Here is a 15,314-nt window from a genome sequence, read left to right as displayed (position 1 = left end):
GCCCGCGGTGGTTGCCGGGGGTCGGCAAGCTGGGCCCGCGGGTGCTGCCCGGTGTCCGGGTTGCCTGCCCGCTTCTCACCGGTGGATGCTGTGACCCTCGGAACCGGGGGGAGGACGGATGGCTGAGGCGCCGTGGGCCCGGGGGCTGCGGGCGGTGGCCTGGATGCTGGTCGCCGTGCTGGTGGGCGCCCTCGGGGTGGGGATGGGTTTCCAGGTGCGCGAGGCGCTGGACCGGGAGCGGGACTTCCGGGCCGCGCCGGAGTGCGCTTCCGTTCCGGTCGAGGTGTCGGACTGCCTCTGGGAGCAGGACTTCACCGTCCGCGGGACCGACCTGAACAGCGGCAGGGACGGCGAGTCGCCGGAGGCCGACTTGGAGCTGCCCGGCGGCGAGCCGTGGCACGTGACGTTCCGCAACACCGGTCCGGTGCTGTCGGGGCTGGCGCCGGACGAGAAGGTCGTCGGCCTGGTGTGGAAGGGGGACGTCGTCGAGGTGCGGGACGCCGAGGGGCGGCGGCAGCAGACGTCCGACGGGCCGGTGGGCTGGCCGGAGGACCGGCTCGCCGGGGCGATCGGCTGCGTGTCCTTCGGGGTGGTGGCCTTCGCCGGCGGCCTGTGGGGGCTGTTCGGCCGCCGCAGCCGGCGGCACGTGGTGGCGGCGGCCGCGGTGCGGTGGCACGCCCTCGCCATCGGTGCCGCCGCGATCGTGATGCTGTGGGTGCAGGCGGGGGCCGGGTGGCCGATGTGGTCCATTCCGGTGGGCTGGGGCGTGGCGGCGCTGGTCCTGCTGGGCTCCGCGGTGGGTTTCGCCCTCGCGGGACTCCGCGGCGTCATCCGGTGACCGGCCCGGCCGCCCCCGGGGCCGTCAGGTCACGAACACCACCGCCCCGGCCGTGAACGCCGCCAGCACCCCCACCGGGTGAAACGACGCCCGGTTGAAGGCGCCCAGCGCCGTCGCCGCGTCCGGGCGGCGCAGGAGGCGCGCGGCGGGCACCAGGGCGGTCGGGACGGCGGTGAGGGCCACCGCCGCCAGGCCCACCGCGCCGTACGACGGCCACGCCGCGACGGCCAGCGCGCAGGCCGCCGCCGCGGCGACGGCGAGGAGGGCCGCGGCGAGGCGGGCGGCGGTGCGCGGCCCGTGGACGATGGGGACGGTCCTGATGCCGAGCGGGGTGTCCTCGTCGACGTCGGCGAGGTCGTTGGGGATGTTCCGGCCGCCGATCTCCCACGCCGCCATCCACAGCGCCAGCAGCCCCAGCCGCAGCGGGTCGACGGCGTCCGCGAAGGCGAACCAGCCCGCGCACGCGCCGATCGCCACCATCACCCCGCTGAGCAGGCACTTGTACGCGGTCACCGTGGCCAGCCGGCAGTACACCGCCTGGAGCAGCGCCGCGCACCCGAACAGCGCCGCGCACACCGGGCTCAGCGCCACCGCCACCCCCAGCGCCACCGCGCCCAGCACCAGCACCCACGCCACCCCCGCCGCGACCCGCAGCCTGCCCTGCGCCAGCGGGTGCCGCCCGCCCGCGCTGTCGAGGTCGGGTCCCCGGCGGGTCTGCGCCATCGCCGCGCTGCGCCGGTCGAGGCGGGCGTCGAACAGGTCGTTGGCCGCGAACACGGCGAGGAAGGCGGCGGCGGTGGCGAGGACCGCGAGGGCCAGCCGCCCGGGGTCGGGGCGGTCCGTGGCCATGAGGGCGCCGACGAGGGGCTGGGCGATGCTGAGCAGGGCCTGGTTGCCGCGGGAGAAGCCGTACAGGGCCCGGGCCTGGACCGCGACGGTCACGGGGAGGGTCATGGGGTGGGCTCCGAGGTGTGCGGTACGGGGAGGTCGGGGCCGGCGCCTACGTACCAGTGCGCGAACGCGGCGCCCGCGGCCCCCGGCGCGGCCAGCTCCGTGAGCCGCGCCAGCCGCGCGGCCAGCGCCGCCCGGCGGTCCGCGGGCTGCGGCCCGCGCGGGTGCAGCAGGTCCAGGAAGCCGGCGGCCAGGTTCCGGGTGCGCAGCACCTCGGGGAGCCGGCGGGAGGTGTAGCCGGCGAGGTACGCCTCGTCGCCGTGGCGGTAGCGGCGGATGAGGGCGTCGGCGAGGTCGGCGGCGTCCGCGACGGCGAGGTTCATGCCCTTGGCGCCGGACGGCGTCAGCACGTGCGCCGCGTCCCCGGCGAGGAAGAGGCGGCCGTGCTGGAAGCGCTGCCGGACGCGGGAGCGCATCCGCAGCACGCCGCTCTCGACGATGCGCCCCAGCCGCGGCACGGCGGCGCCCGCGCCCGTCAGCCGGGTGCGCAGCCGCTCGTGCACGCGGGCGGGGGTCCAGCGGGCGGCGGCGTCGCCGGCGGGGATCTCCAGGTAGAGCCGGGCCAGCCGCGCCGTACGCGGCATGACGCCGGCGAACCCGTCCTCGTGGACGGCGTAGACGACGCCCGGCACGACGCGGTCGACCTCGGCGAGGAGGGTGAGCCAGTCGTACGGGTAGCGCTCGTCCAGCCCGCACTGCGGCCCGGGCTCCGGTGCGGCTCCCGGCCCGGCTCCCGGTTCGGGTTCCGGTGCGGGCGCCGCGGGGAGCGCGTGCGCGCTGACGCCGTACGGGCCGTCGCAGCCGACGACGTAGTCGCAGTCGACGTCGAGCCCGGCGCACTCCACGCGCGCGTGTCCGGAGCCGTCCGCGCCCGCGTGGACGCGTACGGCCGGGCGGGAGAACTCCGGCGGGCGCCCGGCCGCGTACAGGGCGGCGACGAGGTCGCGGACGAGGAGTTGCTGCGGGTACACCCAGTGCCGGACGCCCCCGGACTGCGCGGCGTAGTCGAAGCGCAGCAGCCGGCCCGCGCACAGGAACTCGCACCAGCCGTGCCGGGTGCCGTCGGCCAGCAGCCGGTCGGCGAGGCCGTGCGCGCGCAGGTACTCGACGATCCGGTGCTCCACCAGGCCCGCCCGCGCGCGGCGTTCGACGTCGGCGCGGGAGCGGCGCTCCACGAGCACCGCGTCGACGCCGGCCCGCAGCAGGACGTTCGCGAGCACCAGCCCGGCCGGTCCCGCGCCCACGATCGCGACCTGTGTGCGCAGCCGCCGCCGTGGCCCCGTCACGGCGCCTCCCGCCGGTCCGCCGGGACGTACGCGGGGTTGAACACCTCGCGGACGGCGGCCAGCACCACGTCCCCGCACCACAGCCGGTACGTCCGGAACGCCGCCCCGGTCCCCGGCCCCGTCTCCGGCCCGGGCCCGGCCTCCGGCCCGGGCCCCTGGCCACGGGGTGACCCCGGCGCGTACGACGGCGCGCCCCAGCCGCGCGCCCGCGGCCCGCAGCGCGGGGCCGAGGGGCGCCGAGCCGTCGGTGAGGCAGCGCCGCACGGCGGGGTCGACGGCGCGGGCCGGGCCGGCGACGACCTGGTTCCACGACCAGAGCCGCCCGTGCGCGTCGGTGAGGGTGGAGTGCCGTACGAGCAGGTCCGTGTCCGCCGCGGCGGCGGCCCCCAGCAGGGCCGCGGCGCCGCGCGGGGCGCGCTCGGGGCGGACGAACCGGAGGGACACGTCCCCGACCCGCAGCCGGGACCCCGCCCAGGACTCCAGCAGGGTGGTCGTCAGGCCGTCGCCGCCGAGCAGCATGCGCGTGAGCGGGCTGCGGAAGCGGGCGACGGCCGCGCGCGGGTCGTCGGTGCCGGACACGTCGAAGGTGTCGTCGACCGCTGCGGGCGGGGTCCTCGTGGGCATACCGGTGCGGCTCACTTTCGGATACGGGGACGGGACGGAACGGCCGCCGCCGGGACGTCCGGCGAGCGGGTGGCGGTGGCGACGAGGTACCCGGGCGGCGCGAACCGGGTGTCCACCCGCACCGGCGCCCCGCATTGGCCGGCCAGCGCGCGCACGGCCGCGGCGGCGTAGACCTTGCGCAGGCTGATCAGCCCGTCGTGCGCCTGGGCCGGGCCGCCGGTCAGGAACATCAGCGGCACCGAGGCGAGGCTCAGCGGATGCCGCCACCCGTCGACCAGCAGCAGCGTCCGCGCCACCCGCGTGCCCTCGCGCAGCAGCGCCGCCACCCCGGCGGGCGGCAGGTGGTGCAGGGACATCGCCATGACGGCCACGTCGTACGCGCCGGCCGGGGCGTCGATCGCGGTGGCGTCGACGACGGCGCAGGCGGCCCGCGGGTGGCGGCCGAGGGGCCCGGCGCGCAGGGCGTCGACGACCCGCGGGTTGACGTCGCTGGCGGTGACGTGGGCGGTGGGCAGGCGGCGGAGGAGGGCGTACGACAGGCGCCCGCAGCCGGCGCCGAGTTCGAGGACGCGGGGCCCGGCGAACGGGTCGGCGAAGGGGTCGGGGACGGGCCCGGGGGCGGCGGCGAGGGCGGCGGCGGTGAGGCGGGCGCAGGTGCGGTAGCCGAGGGTGAGGCGCTGGAACCGGTCGAGGCCGCGGAGCACCCGGCGGCAGCGGGCGGGGGAGCCGGGGCGGTCGATGTACTCGTCGCGGTCGGTCTCGAAGAGCCGGTCCCAGCGGGCGGCGCGGGGGCCGCCGCGGGGCATGTCAGGGGGCACGGCGGTCACCGCCGGGCAGCGGGGGCACGGCGTGGGGCGCGGGTGCCGGGCCGGACCCCGGCCCGTGGCCGGCGCCGTCGCGATCCCCGCCCCCGTCCCCGTCCACGTGCCTGTTCACGTCCATGTGCTCGTCCACGTGCCCGTTCCCGCATCCGTCCCCGTCGTCGTACGCCGTCTCCGCCACCTCGTCCGCCAGCCGCGCGAGCCGGTCGCGGTCGGCGCCGGCGGGCACGGGGGCGAGCGCGCGGTGGCAGCGGTCGACGTACGCGCGCGCCATGCTCCGCGCCGCGTGCAGCGCGCCGGTGTCGCGGGCCAGCTCGGCCAGCCGACGCCGGCGGGCGGGTGCGTCGGCGGTGCCGTCGACCAGCTCGGCGAGCACGGCCCGTTCGGCGCTGCCGCCGAGGCGGTGGGTGAGGAGCACGGGGAGGGCGGGGCGGCGGTTGCGGAGGTCGCTGCAGACGGGCTTGCCGGCGCGCGGCCCGGCGTCGCCGTCCTCGCGCGCCACGTACGGCAGCAGGTCGTCCCGGATCTGGAACGCGATCCCCACCGCCTCCCCGTACGCCCCGAGCAGCCGCGTCTGCTCCGCGCTCCCGCCGCCGAGCAGCGCCCCCACGTGGCAGGCGGCGTGGAACAGCGACGCGCTCTTCAGCCGCACCATCTCCACGTACGCGGCGATCCCGCCGTCCGCCCGCCCGGTCAGCCCGTGCAGACCGCCGCTCAGCGCGATCTCCTGGGCGACGCCCCGCGCGGTGCGCTGCCCGGCGGCGCCGAGGGCCTCCACGGCGTCGAGCACCGACCGGTCGGGCACGCCGCTGCGCCGGCAGGCGCCGAGCTGCTGGAACAGCGCGAAGAACAACGCGTCGGCGGCCAGCATCCCGTGGGCCGTGCCGAACTTGCGGTGCGCGGCGGCCCGGCCGCGGCGCAGCCCGTCGCCGTCGATGATGTCGTCGTGCACGAGGGTGGCGACGTGGGCGAGTTCGACGCCCACCGCGGCCGGCAGGACGGCCTCGTACCGCCCGCCGACCGCGCCGGCGGAGGCGAGCAGCGCCAGGGGCCGTACGAGCTTGCCGGGCGGACTGAGCGCCCACCGCTGCGCGTCGGCCAGCCCGCCGGACCCGGAGCACCCGGACCCGGAGCCGCCGGATCCGGAACCGCGGTCGAGCCAGCGGCCGATGCCGGCGTCGACGGCGTGCCGCAGCTCGGCGAGCGGAAAGCCCGCCGCGCCGGCGTCGGTGCGCTGCATGAGGACAAGCCGCCTTCCCGGGGAACAAGGTGCGTGGGCGCCCACCGGGGTGGTTAACGACGCCGCGAAAGCCCAGGGCACTCCGGATCACCCCTCCGGGGGGCGCGCCGCGCCGCGCGGGCGCCCACCCGGGCCGTGGCCGCCCGGCCGCCGCTGAAACCCGCCCGGGGCGATTGACGCAATCGAGACGCCCATGTCAAGCCAAGAGGGCCGGCGGTCTTGCCCTCCCGGCCATGCGGCTGCCTCAATGCCTAGGTGCCCGGGGTGATCCATCCCGGGCACAGCAACCCCCCGCGCAACCCCCACGTACCCCCCCACAGGAGAGAGGCACTCCATGAAGAACGGACGGCCGACGGCACGTACCGCCCTGGGCCTCGGTGCCGCGATCGCCGCCGGCACGCTGCTGGCGGCGGCGCCCGGCGCGCTCGCGGTGGAGCCGCAGACCGCCACCGTCAGCTTCGACTGCGGCAGTTGGGGCGCCGGTCAGGCGACCCTCGAAGCCACGCAGGACGGCACCGCCGCGACCATCACCATCACCACCGCCGCCATCACCGCCCCCATCGACATCGCGGAGAACACCGCCACCTCCACGCTGACCCTCACCAAGAACGGCTCCGAGACGGTGGAGTTCACCGGCAGCTCCAACCCGGCCATCCCGGCGAACAGCCCGGCCGACACCGGCCCGCTGGCCGGCACGGTCGCCTCCGGCGACTCGCTGGTGGCCACGTCCCTGACCGTCGAGGTCCTCGGCAGCACGGCGACCTGCGAGGCCACGTCGGCGCAGGAGCCCGGGCCGTTCGTCTTCGACTGACGCGCCCCGGGCAGGCGCCCGCACCCGCAGCACGGCCGGTGGCCGGGCGGCTCCCCGCCCGGCCACCGGCCCGTGCGCCGCCCGGCGCCGCCGCGCTCCCGGACCGCCGCCAGTCACCAGCCGTCGGCCGTCCGCCGTCAGCCGTCCGCCAGTTCCGCGGTCGCGTCCTGGCCGGCGGCGGCCGTGCGGCGCAGGAAGGCGGCGATGAGGGCGAGTTCGGCCTCGTCGAAGTCGGCGCAGATCCGGTCCATCCGGGAGTCCATCCCGGCGAAGAGCTCCAGCAGTTCGGCGTTGCGCTCGCGCAGGGCCCGTACGCGGGAGGCCCGGCGGTCCGCCGGGTCGCGCTCGCGCACCACCCAGCCGGCGCGTTCGAGCCGGTCGAGGACGCCGGTGGTGGTGGCCGCGTGGAGCCCGGCGCGGCGGGCCAGGGCGGTCGGGCTCAGCGGGCCGTGCGCGTTGATGAGGTCGAGGCAGTCCAGGTCGACGTCCTTGAGGCCGAGCCGGCCGCCGACCTGCCGGTTGAGCAGGGTCAGCTCGGCGCTCAGCTCCCGCAGCCCCCGCTTGACCTCGGCGGTGGTCCGGCGGCGGCCCGCCGTGTCCGCGTCGCCTCCCGCAGGTGCTTCGGATTCCATAATGTATGCCTCTCAAATCAATATGCTACGGTTCTCGTATATTAAGGCACGCGAACGATCGAGGGGCCTCGTCATGCACGTGATCATCGGAGCATCCGGGAACGTCGGCCGCGAGGCGGTGAACCTGCTGGTGGAAGCCGGCGAGAAGACCGTCGCGGTCACCCGCGACCCGGCCGCCGCCGCCCTGCCGGACGGCGCGGACGTGGTCCGGGGGGACCCGTCCCGGCCGGACAGCCTCACCGGACTGCCGGACGGGATCGCGTCGGTGCTGCTCAGCCCGCGGGCCGCCGGGGGCGCGGCCGCCGGGCTGCTGGCGCTGGCGGCGGCCCGCGGGGCGCGGCGGGTGGTGGTGCTGTCGGCCGCGACCGTGGTGCACCCCGCCGGGGAGCGGCGGTTCGCCGAGGAGTTCCGGGCCGTCGAGGACGCCGCCCGGGCCAGCGGCCTCGCGTGGACGTTCCTGCGGTGCGCCGACTTCGCCGCCAACGCGCTGGCCTGGGCCCCGCAGATCCGCGCCACCGGTGTCGTACGCGGCGCCCACGCCCGCGCCGCGACCTCGCCGATCCACCAGCGGGACATCGCCGAGGTGGCCGTGCGGGCGCTCGTACGCGACGGGGCCGCCGGCCACGCCCACGTACTCACCGGGCCGCAGTCCCTCACCCAGCACGACAAGGTCCGCCTCATCGGCGAGGCCGCCGGCCGCCCGGACCTGGCCTTCGAGGAACTCCCCCCGGATCAGGTGCGCCGCGCCATGCTCGCCCAGGGCCTCCCCGCGGACGTACCCGACCGGCTCCTCGGCTCCCTCGCCGACTACGCCACCGCCCCCGGCCCCACCACCGGCACCGTGCGCGAACTCCTCGGCCGCCCCGCCCGCACCTTCGCCTCCTGGGCCGCGGAGAACGCCGCCGCCTTCGCGGCCCCGGGCGGCGGCGCACCGAGCGCGTAACCGGATCATGTCCCATCCGAGGCCGCTGTTTCGTCGTAGTGGTGAGAGTTCGTCGCCCCCGGAGGTGCCCATGTTGTTCGCCCCGCTCATCCACGCCGAGCCCGGCCCGGAGACGTCGCTGCCCGCCCGGGCCGCGGCGTCGGAGCCGGCGGCGCGCATCCCCCTCGCGCGGCGCGGCGGGGGAGTGGAGACCGGACCGGTGGTGCGGCCCTGAACCGGCCGGAGGAGGTCTTCCGCGGCGAGTGGGGCCGGGTGCTGGCCTCCCTCGTCGGGTACCTCGGCGACTTCGACCGGGCGGAAGAGGCCGCCCAGGAGGCGTTCGCGACCGCGGCGGAGCGCTGGTCCGCCGACGACATGCCGGCGAACCCGGGCGCGTGGCTGGTGACGACGGCGCGGCGGCGGGCGCTGGACCGGATCCGCCGGGACCGCGCCCCGGCCGGGAAGAGCCACCTTCCGCTCCCCGAGGCGGCCATGGCCACGAACGAGTCCGACGACGTCCCCGGGGCCGACGTCCGCGGCGCGGGCGACGGCGCGGGCGACGGCGCGGCGATCAGGGACGAGCGGCTTGAGCTGATCTTCACCTGCTGCCATCCCGCACTGCCCCCGGAGGGGCGGGTCGCGCTCACCCTGCGGGCCCTCGGCGGGCTGGCGACCGCCGACATCGCCCGCGCGTTCGCGGTCCCGGAGGCGACCATGAGGCGCCGGCTGACCCGCGCCAGGGCGGAGGTCAAGGCGAGCGGAATCCCGTTCGCCGTGCCCGGGCCGCCCCAGCTGCCCGAACGCCTCGACGCCGTGCTCTCCGTCATCCACCTCATCTTCAACGAGGGCCGGCGCGGCCGCGTCGACCTCGGCGCCGAGGCCCTCCGCCTCGGCCGGGTACTCACCGACCTGCTGCCGCGCGAGCCCGAGACGCACGGGCTGCTCGCGCTGATGACCCTCCACCACGCCCGCCGCCGGGCCCGCTCCTCCGGCGACGGCGCCGGCGGGGGCGGGGGCGACGGCCGCTGGGGCGACCGCGTCGACCTGGTGGTGCTGTACGACCAGGGCCGCTCGCGGGAGGACTGGCGGGAGATCGCCCGCGGCCGGGCGGTGCTCGACGGGGCCCTCGCGCTGGGCGGGCGCGGCCCGTACGTCCTCCGGGCCGCCATCGCCGCGCTCCAGACCCGCGAGCGGATCGACTGGCCGCGGGTCGCCCGGCTGTACGGCCGGCTGGCCGACCTCACCCGCTCGCCCGTGGTCGAGCTGAACCGCGCCGTGGCCATCGCCCGGGCCGGCGCCCCGCACACGGCGCTGCGCGTCATCGACCGGCTCGACCTCGACGGCTACCTCTACCTCCACTCCACCCGCGGCGAACTCCTCTCCCGCCTCGGCCACACCGCCCGCGCCCGGGATGCCTACCGGCGCGCCCTCGACCTCGCCACCACACCCCCCGAGCGGCGCTTCCTCACCCGCCGCCTCGAACAACTCTGACCCCGCCCGTCAGCCCGTCGGGCCCGTCCGTCCGCCGGTCGACCCTGCCCTGACGTTCAGGGGCCGGGAGTCCGACGGAGACGTACGCGGAGGCAGCCGCCGGGCCCGCGGCGCGGGTCGCGTACCGGGGGCGGTGCGGGGTTCGAGGCGCTCGTAGCGGTCGGCCGGCAGGCGTCCCCGTACGGGATGCAAGAATCGGCCGCATGGCTGACGACCTGATCATCGCCGCGTGCGACGGCGCCGCGAGTCCGAACCCGGGGCCGGCCGCGTGGGCCTGGGTGGTGGCGGGCCCGGACGGCGCGGTGGTGCGCTGGGAGGCCGGTCCGCTCGGGAAGGCGACCAACAACATCGCCGAGCTGACCGCCCTGCTGCGGCTGCTGGAGGCCACGCACCCGGCCGCGCCGCTGGAGGTGCGGATGGACTCGACGTACGCGATGCAGGCGGTCACCGACTGGCTGCCGGGGTGGCGGCGCCGGGGCTGGAAGACGGCCGCGGGCAAGCCGGTGGCCAACCAGGAGCTGGTGCGCGGCATCGACGAGCGGCTGACGGGCCGCGACGTACGGCTGGTGCACGTCCGCGCGCACCAGGTCGGCGGCGACCCCTACAACGCCGCCGCCGACGCGGCCGCCGCGCAGGTGGCCCGTACGCAGCAGCCGGCGGGCTCGGCCCACGGCTCGCCGCTGCCCGAGGCGGCGGACGACCCGGCCGGGGGCGCCGGCGGCACGGGCGCGGCGGGCAAGAGGGCCGCTCCCCGGCGGCGTTCCGGGAAGGCGAAGCTCACGGCCAAGTACCCGGGCCGCTGCCGCTGCGGCGGGTCGTACGCCGCCGGTACGACGATCGCGAAGAACTCCTCCGGCTGGGGCCACCCGGAGTGCGCCGAGGCGTGAGCCGGGCGCCGCACGCCCCCTCAGCTCGACTGGAGCTCCCGCAGGTGGGCCCCGAAGACCTCGACCGCGGCGAGCAGCGCCTCCCGCGGGCTGTCGCCCGTCAGCAGCGTCTCGGGGAGCCCCAGCGCCGCGTCCAGCGCGGCGAGCGCGCCGCGGCGGGCGGCGAGCCACTCCTCGTGGTGCGCGGCGTACGGCTCCAGCGCCCGCCACGACGCCGCGTCCTGGCCGTCGCGTAACCGGACCAGCTTGCGTTCCGCGTCCGTCAGGATGGCCCCGACGCGGTGCAGGTGGGTGCCCTTGAGGTTCCGCAGCCCGGTCAGCAGGTCCGCGTCCGTGGGCGGCGCCGCGGCGATGACCTCCAGGAGGCGCAGGTTCACCGACGCCTGGCTGCGCAGCCGCTCGCGCGCCCCGCGCTCCAGCTCCGCGACGGCGTCGGTCCGCATGACCCGGGTCGGCCCGGGCGGCGGGTGCGCGGGCAGGGGCGGCGACGCGGGTTCGGGCGGGTCGGTGTACGCGCCGGGGTACGCGCCTCCGAGCGACTTCGGCGCCCCGTACGCCCCCGGATCCGCCGCCCGCCGCCCCCGCAGCCGCCACCCCAGCCGCCGCGCCGGCCGGCGGCCCGCGGGCGGCGGCCCGTAGGGTGACGCCGCTGCGTCGCCGGGGGCGGGGGGCGGCGGCGCCGACGGGTGGCCGGGGAGGCCCGCGTGTTCCACGTGCCCCGTGTGGCGTTGCAGTTCGGCGGCGGCCACCGCGAGCGTCGCGCGCTCGCCGGGTTCCTTGGCGAGCAGCGCCGTGATGATCCGTACCAGCGCCCCGGCGTGCCGGAACGGCTCGGGCTCGGACTCGCAGATGGCCCGGCGCAGCGTCCACAGGTTCGAGCCGTGGAAGGGCAGCCGCCCCTCGACGGCCGCGTACAGCGTGGCGCCGAACGCCCACAGGTCCGAGGCGGCGGTGGCCGGCTCGCCGCTCAGCTGCTCGGGCGAGGCGTACGCGGGCGTGCCCAGCAGCCCGCCGGTGGTCGTCAGCCCCGCCGAGGCGTCGGCGATGCCGGCGATGCCGAAGTCGGTGATCACCGCCCGCCGGTCGGTCACCAGGATGTTGTCCGGTTTCAGATCGCGGTGCACCACGCCCGCGGCGTGCGCCTCGGCCAGCGCGGCGAGCACCTGGACCCCGATCTCGGCCACCCGCGGCACCGGCAGCCGGGTCCGCTCCCGGAGCAGGGCGGCCAGCGAGCCGCCGTCGACGAACTCCATCACGATCACCGGCGCGCCGTCGTGCTCGACGACGTCGTACACCGTGGTGATCCCGGGGTGGTTGAGCCGGGCCGCCGCGCGGGCCTCGCCCATCATGCGGCGCAGCTGCTTCTCCCGCTGCCGGTCCCCGACGTCGGCCGAGAAGATGATCTCCTTCACCGCGACCCGTCTGTCCAGCAGCTCGTCGCGAGCGCTCCAGACGCGGCCCATGCCGCCCTGCCCCACCGGTTCGTCCAACCGGTACCGGCCGGCGATCAGCCGGCCGCTCGCCCCAGCCATTCCTCCATCGTAGGCAGCGGCGGGGATCTTCGAAGGGCGTATTCCGGCTGGTCCCGTGAGAAGGAGAGGGCCGCCGCATCCCTGTCCGGTCCGGCAGCGGGCCCCCGTCGATGACGGCGTACGCCGCGGCGCGTGTTAGCGCCGGGCTGGGCGAAGTTTTCTCGCACGAGGCGCCCTCGTGCACAGATCTGCGGGGAGGGGCGGTAGTTGTGCTCACCGCGGCAACTGCCGTTCCCGCCCCCTACGAATGCACGACCGGGACGCCCTTGTGCTCGGTCGTCCCCTTCCGCGTCATCTCCGGGCTGAACGACACGACGCTGTCGGTCTCCTCGACGTACGTGTCCAGCGTGCACAGGTCCACGATGTCGGAGGGGGCGTCGGCCCTGGACTCCTCCAGGTACGAGCCCTCGACCTCGGCGATCACGGCGGCGTCGTAGGAGTACGCGGACTCCAGGTAGGCGGCGTCCGGCTTGAGCCACACGGTGTCGCCGCGCATGACGAACTCGACGCTGCCCTGCTTGTCGTTGCCCGCGCTGCCGACGCAGTTGCCCTTCTTGTCGACCCGCACGTCGACCCGGGCGGGGTCGGCGACCCACAGCATCTCGCCGACGGCGCGCACCGACTCGGCGGAGCGCATCGCCTCGACGGCGTCCGCCTGCGCGGGCCCGTCGCCGGACCCGCCGCCGCCCCCGCCGTCGTCGCCGCAGCCGGTGAGCGCGAGCAGCGCCGCCGCCGTACCGGCCGCTGCCGCGACGGCACCCCTGTGCCCGCGTATGACGTGCTTCATCCCGACCTTCGCCCACTCTCGACTGCCGTGTGTCCGGCGGGATATGACCTTGACGACCGCCGGAGAAGGCGCACACGTTACCGGCGGCCCGGCGGGCGGCCAAAACGCCCGGTCACCCGCCCCCGCCGCCGCAGTTGTAGGCGTTCACGGCGTCGAAGGCCCGCGGACGTGCCGATGCCCGGGTGGGGTCCCACGGGTGGCTGGTGGCGGGGCTCCCGGCCGGCCGCCGGCGCGGCGTGCACCAGCCCGGCCGGGGCGGGTCGGTCAGGGTTGGCAGCCGTGGCGGCGTGCCGAGGCTTCAATGAAGGCGTCGAGGAGGTCGTCCAGTTCGCCCCGGTCCGCGGTGGCGTGGCGGCGGACCTCGCCGTCGGGGCCCGCGTCCGCCGTGCGGACCAGCTGGAAGTAGGCCAGGCCGATCGGCGCCGGGCACGTGATGCGGAGCGTGACGGTGTCCCCTTCCGGTTCGTACCCGGTGCTCAGCTCGATCTCCTGGTCGGCGGGCGGGCCGTAGGACGCGGTGAGGCGGAAGAGCCCGAGCCTGCCCCGGTTGAGGGCGCAGGACTCGGTCAGCGCCCTGCCGCCGGGCCGCTCCCAGACCGTGGTCACGCGCAGCCGGGCGGCGTCGGCCGCCGTGAGGACACCGGCGCAGGTGCCCTGCGCCCGCGCCACGGGCCGCAGGGCCGGGGCCAGGTTCCGGGGTACGGCGTCCGGGCGGCCGCCGGGCCGGCCTTCGCAGCCGTACGCGTCCTTCGCCCGGCGCGCGCTCTCGGTGGCGAGGCGCGCCACCTGGAGCCGCTGCCGTGCGCTCAGCTCGTCCTCGCCGGCCGTCGCCTCGGCCTGCACCAGCAGGCCGTCGCCCGCTTCCGGCTCGCACGCGAGGAGGACCGCCGCCGACGGCCCGCCGGGGTCGCCGCCGTCGAAGGAGCCGCTCCAGCCGTGGCCGAGCGGGACCGCCTCCGCCCGTTCGGCCGCGCCGCTGAACCGGTAGGCGGCCCGCGGGCGAACCACCAGACGCAGCACGGGGCCGCCCGAACCGCCGCGGGTCAGGACGGAGCACCGCAGGGTCTGATGGCCCGCCGGGTCGACGGGGTAGCCCGTCGCGTCCTCGGTGCGCCCGCGGACCTCCAGGTCCGCGCCCCCGAAGAACTCCCGCGCCTCCTCGACGGCGAGCGTGCCCCCGCACTCGTCCCCCAGGTCGTCGCCGGTGTGCCGCAGCCACAGGCCCCACACCAGGCCCCCGGCCAGCGCGAGGGCCACCACCCCCGCGGGCAGAGCCAGCCGCCGTCCTCCCACGTACCCCCCTTGGACCGCCGCATGGGCGGGATGCCGTCCCGGCAGCCGTGGTGCGGCGGCCGGGACGGCCCTCCCCACTCCTACGACGAACGGGCCCCGGCCAAGGTGACAACGGAACCGCTGCGCATCCCGCACCGGCGTCGTCTCCCTGCTCGGCGGGCCGTGATCCGTCCCCGGGTGTCATGCTTGACCCGGTTCCCAACGGCGCGCACAGAGAGGGGAAACGGTGGCGGCCTCTACCTCCCCGGTCAGAGTGGAGACGGTGGACCTCGGCGCCGGAGGCGGCGGGCGGCAGATCGGGCGGAGAGGCGGCACGACCGCGCCGCTGGCCGAGCGCGGCGCCGAGATCGAGGCGGCGATCGTCGAGGCGTCCGCGATCGCGCAGCGGTCGCTCGCGGAGGTGCCGGCGCGGGACGGGTGGCGGGTGTCGACGATGGAGGTCAGCTTCGGGGTGACGCTGGCGGCGGAGGCCGGCGTGGTGCTGTCCAAGGCGTCCGCGGAGGCGTCCTTCGAGGTGACCCTGACCCTCGAACGGGCCCCGGCCACCCCGTGAAGGACGCGCGCCCGGTCAGTCGATCTCGGCGCAGACGTCGGTCAGCTTCTTCGGGCCCACCCAGTCCACCGTCCGCTGCCCGTCGGCCGTGAACGTGAAGGTGTACACGCCGTCGACCACGTACTCGCCGCGCGGCAGGTTCCCCTGCCCCTCCTCGAAGCCGACGAGGAACGGCCCGACGGCGTAGTAGGTCTGCGCGCCGTCCGGGGCGTACCGCGCCAGCCCCCGGCCGCTCGCGTCCTCCACGTACGCGGCGCCCGTTTCGAGGTTGGTGACGCGGACGGTCAGGGCCCCCTTGTACAGCTCCGTCTTCGGGGAGCCGTCGGGGTACGTGGCGACGGTCTTGACCATGGTCTCGTTGCGCACGGGCTCCGTGCGGAAGGCGAAGTCGCAGCGCTCGCCGGCGGGGTAGTTCACGGGGTCGTAGTGGACCGGGCGCCAGCCCCTGTCGCCCCCGCCCCCGTCGCCGTCCCCGTCCCCGGTGGCGGCCGCCGGGGCGGCGAGGGCGGCGGTCAGGCAGAGCGCTGCGGCGGTGGCTGCTGCGGCGGCGTAACGGCGCATGGCGGTGGGCTCCTTCGGCTCGCGGTGGTGTGTCCGCGACCGAGCCTGGGACCGCCGTCTCACCATCCGCTTACCACACCGGCGT

The 15,314-nt window shown here is 77.1% G+C and carries 16 protein-coding genes; 7 read left to right on the top strand and 9 right to left on the bottom strand.

Annotated elements, in window-relative coordinates; all coding sequences use genetic code 11:
• Nucleotides 1-118 precede the first annotated feature (118 nt).
• Nucleotides 119-838, top strand: a complete 720-nt coding sequence (locus ACHZ99_RS12640) for a hypothetical protein (RefSeq protein WP_420304568.1) — start codon at nt 119-121, stop codon at nt 836-838.
• A gap of 24 nt (nt 839-862) precedes the next feature.
• Here the strand turns inward: ACHZ99_RS12640 and ACHZ99_RS12635 are convergent, their stop codons facing one another.
• From ACHZ99_RS12635 to ACHZ99_RS12620, 4 genes are read right to left on the bottom strand one after another with little or no spacing between them, the layout of a single operon-like run.
• Nucleotides 863-1,792 carry a UbiA family prenyltransferase gene (locus ACHZ99_RS12635; protein WP_420304567.1) on the bottom strand — a complete coding sequence of 310 codons (930 nt, stop codon included), beginning with the start codon at nt 1,790-1,792 and terminating at the stop codon, nt 863-865.
• Entirely contained in the window at nt 1,789-3,699 is a 1,911-nt protein-coding gene (locus ACHZ99_RS12630) for an FAD-dependent monooxygenase (RefSeq protein ID WP_420304566.1), read from the bottom strand. The genes ACHZ99_RS12635 and ACHZ99_RS12630 overlap by 4 nt, the downstream gene beginning before the upstream one ends.
• Nucleotides 3,700-3,710: 11 nt before the next feature.
• Entirely contained in the window at nt 3,711-4,517 is an 807-nt protein-coding gene (locus tag ACHZ99_RS12625; protein WP_420304565.1) for a class I SAM-dependent methyltransferase, read from the bottom strand.
• The gene (locus ACHZ99_RS12620; RefSeq protein WP_420304564.1) at nt 4,507-5,760 is read right to left on the bottom strand and encodes a polyprenyl synthetase family protein; all 1,254 of its coding nucleotides are present in this window, start codon (nt 5,758-5,760) and stop codon (nt 4,507-4,509) included. The genes ACHZ99_RS12625 and ACHZ99_RS12620 overlap by 11 nt, the downstream gene beginning before the upstream one ends.
• Nucleotides 5,761-6,094: 334 nt before the next feature.
• On the opposite strand from ACHZ99_RS12620, the gene ACHZ99_RS12615 reads away from it, so the two are divergent.
• Nucleotides 6,095-6,571, top strand: coding sequence for a hypothetical protein (locus ACHZ99_RS12615; RefSeq protein WP_420304563.1), 477 nt, complete (start codon nt 6,095-6,097; stop codon nt 6,569-6,571).
• A 137-nt stretch (nt 6,572-6,708) separates the two neighbouring features.
• Here ACHZ99_RS12615 and ACHZ99_RS12610 read toward each other — a convergent pair whose 3' ends face one another.
• On the bottom strand, nt 6,709-7,203 hold the full coding sequence (locus ACHZ99_RS12610; protein ID WP_420304562.1) for a MarR family transcriptional regulator: 495 nt from the start codon (nt 7,201-7,203) through the stop codon (nt 6,709-6,711).
• A gap of 73 nt (nt 7,204-7,276) precedes the next feature.
• On the opposite strand from ACHZ99_RS12610, the gene ACHZ99_RS12605 reads away from it, so the two are divergent.
• The 4 genes from ACHZ99_RS12605 (at nt 7,277) to ACHZ99_RS12590 (ending at nt 10,503) form a co-directional block, all read left to right on the top strand.
• Complete coding sequence (locus ACHZ99_RS12605) at nt 7,277-8,146, top strand: NAD(P)H-binding protein (protein WP_420304561.1); 870 nt, start codon at nt 7,277-7,279, stop codon at nt 8,144-8,146.
• Nucleotides 8,147-8,216: 70 nt separating this feature from the next.
• Entirely contained in the window at nt 8,217-8,360 is a 144-nt protein-coding gene (locus ACHZ99_RS12600; RefSeq protein ID WP_420304560.1) for a hypothetical protein, read from the top strand.
• A 38-nt stretch (nt 8,361-8,398) separates the two neighbouring features.
• On the top strand, nt 8,399-9,616 hold the full coding sequence (locus ACHZ99_RS12595) for an RNA polymerase sigma factor (protein ID WP_420304559.1): 1,218 nt from the start codon (nt 8,399-8,401) through the stop codon (nt 9,614-9,616).
• Nucleotides 9,617-9,819: 203 nt separating this feature from the next.
• Nucleotides 9,820-10,503: a ribonuclease H family protein gene (locus tag ACHZ99_RS12590; protein WP_420304558.1), complete on the top strand. Its 684-nt coding sequence runs from the start codon at nt 9,820-9,822 to the stop codon at nt 10,501-10,503.
• 20 nt (nt 10,504-10,523) lie between these two features.
• Here the strand turns inward: ACHZ99_RS12590 and ACHZ99_RS12585 are convergent, their stop codons facing one another.
• The 3 genes from ACHZ99_RS12585 to ACHZ99_RS12575 all read right to left on the bottom strand — a co-directional run bounded on the left by ACHZ99_RS12585 (nt 10,524) and on the right by ACHZ99_RS12575 (nt 14,115).
• Nucleotides 10,524-12,035 (bottom strand): serine/threonine-protein kinase, encoded by a 1,512-nt coding sequence (locus tag ACHZ99_RS12585; RefSeq protein ID WP_420304557.1) that lies wholly within the window; start codon nt 12,033-12,035, stop codon nt 10,524-10,526.
• A 241-nt stretch (nt 12,036-12,276) separates the two neighbouring features.
• The gene (locus ACHZ99_RS12580) at nt 12,277-12,822 is read right to left on the bottom strand and encodes a hypothetical protein (protein ID WP_420304556.1); all 546 of its coding nucleotides are present in this window, start codon (nt 12,820-12,822) and stop codon (nt 12,277-12,279) included.
• Between the two features lie 264 nt (nt 12,823-13,086).
• Nucleotides 13,087-14,115 carry a hypothetical protein gene (locus ACHZ99_RS12575; RefSeq protein ID WP_420304555.1) on the bottom strand — a complete coding sequence of 343 codons (1,029 nt, stop codon included), beginning with the start codon at nt 14,113-14,115 and terminating at the stop codon, nt 13,087-13,089.
• Nucleotides 14,116-14,341: 226 nt separating this feature from the next.
• Here ACHZ99_RS12575 and ACHZ99_RS12570 point away from each other — a divergent pair, with 226 nt between their 5' ends.
• Complete coding sequence (locus tag ACHZ99_RS12570; RefSeq protein ID WP_420304554.1) at nt 14,342-14,668, top strand: CU044_2847 family protein; 327 nt, start codon at nt 14,342-14,344, stop codon at nt 14,666-14,668.
• A 15-nt stretch (nt 14,669-14,683) separates the two neighbouring features.
• Here ACHZ99_RS12570 and ACHZ99_RS12565 read toward each other — a convergent pair whose 3' ends face one another.
• Complete coding sequence (locus tag ACHZ99_RS12565; protein WP_420304553.1) at nt 14,684-15,229, bottom strand: hypothetical protein; 546 nt, start codon at nt 15,227-15,229, stop codon at nt 14,684-14,686.
• Nucleotides 15,230-15,314: the final 85 nt, after the last annotated feature.

This window comes from Streptomyces sp. MAR4 CNX-425, from assembly GCF_048656465.1.
GTDB lineage: Bacteria > Actinomycetota > Actinomycetes > Streptomycetales > Streptomycetaceae > Streptomyces.
This window is presented reverse-complemented; position numbering and strand designations above follow the sequence as displayed.

Coding starts and splice junctions, on each gene's coding strand:
- ACHZ99_RS12640 (WP_420304568.1), top strand. CDS start 119: ATGGCTGAGGCGCCGTGGGCCCGGGGGCTGCGGGCGGTGGCCTGGATG.
- ACHZ99_RS12635 (WP_420304567.1), bottom strand. CDS start 1,792: ATGACCCTCCCCGTGACCGTCGCGGTCCAGGCCCGGGCCCTGTACGGC.
- ACHZ99_RS12630 (WP_420304566.1), bottom strand. CDS start 3,699: ATGCCCACGAGGACCCCGCCCGCAGCGGTCGACGACACCTTCGACGTG.
- ACHZ99_RS12620 (WP_420304564.1), bottom strand. CDS start 5,760: ATGCAGCGCACCGACGCCGGCGCGGCGGGCTTTCCGCTCGCCGAGCTG.
- ACHZ99_RS12615 (WP_420304563.1), top strand. CDS start 6,095: ATGAAGAACGGACGGCCGACGGCACGTACCGCCCTGGGCCTCGGTGCC.
- ACHZ99_RS12610 (WP_420304562.1), bottom strand. CDS start 7,203: ATGGAATCCGAAGCACCTGCGGGAGGCGACGCGGACACGGCGGGCCGC.
- ACHZ99_RS12605 (WP_420304561.1), top strand. CDS start 7,277: ATGCACGTGATCATCGGAGCATCCGGGAACGTCGGCCGCGAGGCGGTG.
- ACHZ99_RS12600 (WP_420304560.1), top strand. CDS start 8,217: ATGTTGTTCGCCCCGCTCATCCACGCCGAGCCCGGCCCGGAGACGTCG.
- ACHZ99_RS12590 (WP_420304558.1), top strand. CDS start 9,820: ATGGCTGACGACCTGATCATCGCCGCGTGCGACGGCGCCGCGAGTCCG.
- ACHZ99_RS12585 (WP_420304557.1), bottom strand. CDS start 12,035: ATGGCTGGGGCGAGCGGCCGGCTGATCGCCGGCCGGTACCGGTTGGAC.
- ACHZ99_RS12580 (WP_420304556.1), bottom strand. CDS start 12,822: ATGAAGCACGTCATACGCGGGCACAGGGGTGCCGTCGCGGCAGCGGCC.
- ACHZ99_RS12565 (WP_420304553.1), bottom strand. CDS start 15,229: ATGCGCCGTTACGCCGCCGCAGCAGCCACCGCCGCAGCGCTCTGCCTG.